This window comes from Shewanella litoralis (assembly GCF_009828585.1).
Lineage (GTDB): Bacteria > Pseudomonadota > Gammaproteobacteria > Enterobacterales > Shewanellaceae > Shewanella > Shewanella litoralis.
In genome coordinates this window covers 1-2,102 of the sequence record NZ_WSRZ01000054.1, presented here as the reverse complement: position 1 = coordinate 2,102, position 2,102 = coordinate 1, and the positions used below count along the sequence as shown (strand labels likewise).

Below are 2,102 nucleotides of genomic sequence, written 5' to 3'. Positions count from 1 at the left end.
AGACGGCTTCATCTTTAAATACCTGCGGATAACTCTTATGTGATTTTTTTAAACTCATATCGACCCCTTAATTTATTGACCATACTGTCTCAAAATTAAGTGTCCGATGGAATTAGACCACTACAGCTAGTGCCAGTTATATATTAAAAGCTTTCAAGGATACTGATTTTGATGGTCTATCCAAAGCAACAGAAAATGCTTTAGGAGTGAATAGTGAACATCCAGATACTGATGGTGACAATATTCATGATGGTAATGAGTTTTATGTACAAAATTTTGGAAAAATAGATCTTGATTTTGATGGTGATAATATACCTAATTGGTTCGACTTAGATTCAGATGGTGATGGCTTAAGTGATGAATTTGAAGGCATTAATGATGCTGATGATAATGGTTCAGGTGCATTTGTTGATATTGATTCTGATGGAAATTCAATCGAAGATAATATTGAAGCTGGTGATTTATCTAAACCGATAGATACAGATCGTGATGGTATTGCTGATTTTCTCGATTTAGATGATGATTCTGATAGATTATTTGATATCAATGATAACGACAGGTTAACTAAATTAAGTATCGATGATAATTTTCAAGTTTTTGCTTTGAGCTATAGCGATCCGTTAGGGTTAAACTTAACCGATAGAACTTTTCCTGGATCAAAAGTATTCATTCAAGGACAAGGTATACCTCGCCAAAACTCATACTTAACCATTAACAATGGAAATGTAACGTACAACATAAAAATTTCGGATTTTGATGATGATGGTTTTTTTATGTATTTACCAGAAGATATTGATGACGAAAAAGAGTATGAGTATTTTATTGCAAATGGTGACTATAAGAGCAATTCAAAGTATTTTAAGGTGTCGTCTTCCTTAACACCTATAGTCAATGAACTACCAAGAAAAAAATATAACACAGGGGGTGTTATCACGTTAAAAGGACGTGGTTTTCATCAAAATATGACTGTGCATTTTGGGACTGTGATCATATCACCTGATTCAGTTGTAGATAATGAAGCTATTATCACAATTCCAGAAAACTCTACGTCGGGGTTTATTCATGTTGAGTATTTGCAATTACATAGCAACGACATTTATATTGACATAAACTAAAATAGGGAAATGTGATTTTGAACGATTTATATTATTTGCTCACAGATAAACGTTGGTTTGTGGATCATATTAGAAAGAAATATAATGGTATTAGTAAAAGTAAAATTGTGCAATTACCAATAACGTGGGGGCTAAAGCGGTTACCATTAAAAGATGAGGTTAGATTAGCTACGCTGCTATTGATATTATTATTGATTTCTTTCGCTATGCTAGTGTCCACTAATGGTGCTTTGGTGGACAATTTTCCACGTTTTTTTAAAATGAATCGTGAGCCATTTTACAGCCTAAGTGTACCTTTAGTGATATTGTTCTGCCTCGGAATATATTATAAATTAAGAGTTAAATTCTCACTCAATAACAACGGGGTTAGGTCATCAGAACGTCTTCGTAATAGTCATATAGGGATATCTGTTGACCAGTTAGTGTTACCACCATTCATTCGTCAATTTAGTGTTCAAAAAACATTGGGGGGTACACCGCCATTTTTAAATCCAATTACATTATCTAGTAGTCAAATAAGCCAAATAGACGTTAAATGGTATCAATATTACTCATCGAGAAATGACTACTCATTTCGACAGAATCAGATCGACTCTATTGAAATTAAGTTAATCGATGGCCAAGTTTACATCCTTAATAGCTGGGTTTTTCCATATTCAAGTTTGCTTTACTTATTTATTAAGTTTAATTATCCGGTAAGCCTAGATGATATTGGTGATAGATAAAATTAGCATGGCCATATATGGACGCTCCCGGTGAGTAAAGATAATATTCTGCTCATCGAAGGCTTTTTGGCCTTAGTTTTCTGTTCAACATTCTCACTCTTATAAAGTTAAAACATGCCACCCAAAGTTATTGGCCATTCATAGACAGGATCTTTAGCAATAAACCTATATTTTAGATAGAAAAAAGGCCTTATTTATGATCTGATAATTGTCGCCAAACAAATCAACATGACCAATAAATAAAGCCAATGACAATTATCAC

General features: G+C 33.3%; 2 protein-coding genes. Both read left to right on the top strand.

Annotated elements, in window-relative coordinates; translation table 11 throughout:
- Positions 1-206: 206 nt before the first annotated feature.
- Complete coding sequence (locus GQA99_RS20035; RefSeq protein ID WP_160056975.1) at positions 207-1,115, top strand: hypothetical protein; 909 nt, start codon at positions 207-209, stop codon at positions 1,113-1,115.
- A gap of 17 nt (positions 1,116-1,132) precedes the next feature.
- Positions 1,133-1,840, top strand: coding sequence for a hypothetical protein (locus tag GQA99_RS20030; RefSeq protein ID WP_160056973.1), 708 nt, complete (start codon positions 1,133-1,135; stop codon positions 1,838-1,840).
- The last annotated feature ends 262 nt before the right edge of the window (positions 1,841-2,102 follow it).